Below are 1,127 nucleotides of genomic sequence, written 5' to 3' on the forward strand. Positions count from 1 at the left end.
GGTACGCGATACGGTCGTGGCGTGTCCGGCTCACTGTAGCGCAGCCGGATCGCGGCGGCGAACAGCAGTAGATACATTCCGCAGTAGAGCACCACGGCCATGGAGGTGAGTATCAGAAAAGCGGTATCCACGGACGGTACGACGAGAAACACGAGGGCTACCGCGCTCATGGCCAGCGCCTGCAGCATCAGCAGATTGCTCGGTACGCCGTGACGGTTTACTGACTGCAGACAAGGGGGCAGGTTGCCGTCGCAGCCGGCCGCCCACAGCCCCTTGACGGGGCCGACCACCCAGGTACTGACCTGCCCGGCGGCGCCCAGCGCCACCAGTACAGCGGCTGCCGGAACAAGCACTGCCAGGTGCCAAGTGGCAAACAGTGCCTGCAATGCCTGCACGCTGCCCGAGACCATGTCCAGGCGGCTCGCGGGCACCACCACGGCCACGGCGAGTCCGCCCAGCAACGTCAACACAAAGCCGATCACGGCGGCGGCGAAGACGGCGATCGGATAATTCCGGCGCACGTTGCGGATCTCGCGCGCATGGCTGGCCGATACCTCGATGCCGACCACGCCGAATATGAAGCTCAAAAACAGCACCAGGCTCTCCCGCGGGTGGGACAGGGGTAGCCAGCTGGAGGGCGCGGTCGAGAAGGACAGGTGAACGGGCTTGCCTTGCGCCACATAGACGATGGTCATTGATATAAGTATGACGCTGGGTAGGAGTACGCCGGCGCCCAGGCACAGGCTGGAGATCACCCCGGAGGCCCGGGTCCCGCGCAGGTTGGCGAAGGTGGCGATCCAGTAGACGGCGAGTATGATGGCGACGACGAAATCGCGGTCGCCCGCCAGGCGCGGATCGAACGCATAGGCCAGACTGGCAGCGACATAGGAGAGGATGGAGGTGATGCCGAACAGGCTTTGCACCCACTGCAGCCACACCGCGACCAAGCCCCAGCGGGTGCCGAATGCCTCCTCCAGCCAGTGGAAAACGCCGTTTTTGGGCCACGCAGTGGCCAGCTCGGCCGAGACCAGGGCGATGGGCACGAGAAAGGCAAATACCGTGACCAGATTGAAGAACACCATCTGCAATCCGGTGTCCGCCATCATCGGCATATTGCGCAGTGTGAG

General features: G+C 64.0%; 1 protein-coding gene. It reads right to left on the reverse strand.

What is annotated here, in order from left to right:
• Positions 1 to 1,112 (reverse strand): APC family permease (locus ACS8YF_RS19570; protein ID WP_440851767.1); only part of this gene is annotated, 1,112 nt, incomplete at its 3' end.
• Between the last annotated feature and the right edge of the window lie 15 nt (positions 1,113 to 1,127).

It is taken from the genome of Salinisphaera sp. SWV1, assembly GCF_052044155.1.
GTDB lineage: Bacteria > Pseudomonadota > Gammaproteobacteria > Nevskiales > Salinisphaeraceae > Salinisphaera.